The organism is Kitasatospora sp. NPDC059747, from assembly GCF_042732955.1.
Taxonomy (GTDB): domain Bacteria; phylum Actinomycetota; class Actinomycetes; order Streptomycetales; family Streptomycetaceae; genus Kitasatospora.
Map to the genome: position 1 here is coordinate 13,426 of NZ_JBHWGV010000096.1, position 2,011 is coordinate 15,436.

Annotated in this window: 2 protein-coding genes; both read right to left on the reverse strand. The window is 73.5% G+C overall.

Annotated features, from left to right (window positions below; translation table 11 throughout):
• Positions 1–114: 114 nt before the first annotated feature.
• Positions 115–1,503, reverse strand: coding sequence for a gluconate:H+ symporter (locus tag ACFV4G_RS32280; RefSeq protein ID WP_380445711.1), 1,389 nt, complete (start codon positions 1,501–1,503; stop codon positions 115–117).
• 2 nt (positions 1,504–1,505) lie between these two features.
• Positions 1,506–2,009: a gluconokinase gene (locus tag ACFV4G_RS32285; RefSeq protein WP_380445694.1), complete on the reverse strand. Its 504-nt coding sequence runs from the start codon at positions 2,007–2,009 to the stop codon at positions 1,506–1,508.
• Positions 2,010–2,011 lie beyond the last annotated feature (2 nt).

A 2,011-nucleotide genomic window follows, 5' to 3' on the forward strand; every position in this document is an offset into this window, starting at 1 on the left:
GCGGGGGGGGGGGGGCGGGGGGGGCGGGGGCGGGCGCACAACCCCGGGCCCCGCCACCCGGGGCCCCCCCTGACTCCAGGGGCCCCCCGCCCCTGCGGGGAATCGCGGGCGCCGCTAGACGATGAGGCTCAGCGGCATGATCAGGGCGATCGCGACGACCGAGATCACCGTCTCCATCACCGACCAGGACTTCAGCGTCTGGCCGACGCTCATCCCGAAGTACTCCTTCACCAGCCAGAAGCCGGCGTCGTTGACGTGCGAGAGGAACAGCGAGCCGGCGCCGATCGCGAGGACCAGCAGCGCCGCGTGGGTCGAGGACATGTTCGCCGCGAGCGGGGAGACGATGCCGGCCGCGGTGATGGTGGCGACCGTCGCCGAACCGGTGGCCAGGCGGATCAGCACGGCGATCAGCCAGCCCAGCAGCAGCGCCGAGACGTGCCACTTGCCGGACCACTCGCTGACCGCGTTGCCGACGCCGACGTCGATCAGGGTCTGCTTGAAGCCGCCGCCGGCACCGACGATGAACACGATGCCGGCGATCGGGCCCAGCGACTTCCCGACGGCGTCGGAGATCCGGGCCCGGTCGAAGCCCGCCGCCCGGCCGAGGGTCAGCATCCCGAGCAGGGTCGCGGCCAGCAGCGCGATCAGCGGCGAGCCGACGAAGTCGAACACCCGCTGGCCGAGCGCCTTCGGGTCGTCGATCACGACGTCCGCGAGCGCCTTGCCGAGCATCAGCGCGACCGGCAGCAGGATGGTCGCCAGGACCGCGCCGAACGACGGCGTGCGCTCGGGCTTCGCGGTCTCCTCCGGGGCGGTGGCGGCCGGGATCTCCAGCGGGCCCACCCAGCGCTCCGCCACCCGGGCGAACAGCGGGCCGGCGATGATCAGGGTCGGGATCGCGATCACCAGGCCGAGCGCCAGGGTGATGCCGAGGTCCGCCTTCAGCGCGTCGACGGCCACCAGCGGGCCCGGGTGCGGGGGCACCAGGCCGTGCAGCACCGACAGGCCGGCGAGGGCGGGGATGCCGATCCGCATCAGCGGCACGTTGCCGCGGCGCGCCACCAGCAGCACGATCGGGATCAGCAGCACGACGCCGACCTCGAAGAACAGCGGCAGCCCGAGCACCGCCGCGATCAGCGCCATCGCCCAGGGCAGCGCCTTGCGGCCGGACCTGGCCAGCACGGTGTCCGCGATGATGTTGGCGCCGCCCGAGTCGGCGAGCAGCTTGCCGAGCATCGCGCCGAGGCCGATCAGCAGGCCGACGCTCGCCACGGTCGAGCCGAAGCCCGTCGAGAAGCTGGTCAGCAGCTTGTCGAACGGCACCCCGGCGACCGCGGCCAGCAGGCCGGACCCGAGCGTGAGGGCGAGGAACGGGTGCAGCTTCAGCTTGGTGATCAGCAGGACGATCGCACCGATGCTCAGCAGCACCGCGACCAGCAGCTGGGAGTCGCTGCCGGTGTGCGGCAGGGCCGGTGGGGCGGCCGCCAGCAGAGTGGGGGACATACTCACGCGAGGTCTCCATTGACGGGCCGCAGCAGCGCCACGGCCATCTCGACGAGTTCTTCGGGGGACGGGCCGACGTCCAGGACGGCACCGCGCTCGTCCGCGCCCAGGGGTTCGAGCGCGGCGTACTGGGAGTCGAGCAGCGACGGCGGCATGAAGTGGCCGGTGCGGTGGGCGAGCCGGTCCTCGACCAGCTCGTGACCGCCGCTCAGGTGCAGGAAGAAGGCGCCCGGGCAGGCCGCGCGCAGGGTGTCGCGGTAGCGCCGCTTCAGCGCCGAACAGGTGACCACACCGCCGTCGCCGGACTCGGCGCGCTCCCCGAGCCAGCCGCCGAGGGCCCGCAGCCAGGGGGCGCGGTCCTCGTCGTCCAGCGGGATGCCCGCCGACATCTTGGCGATGTTGGCCGCCGGGTGGAAGTCGTGCGCCGCGGGGGAGGGGTGGCCGAGGGGGTCGGCCCGGTGGCGGGCCAGGGTGGGGTTGGCGACTCCGGAGACGCCCAACACCACGA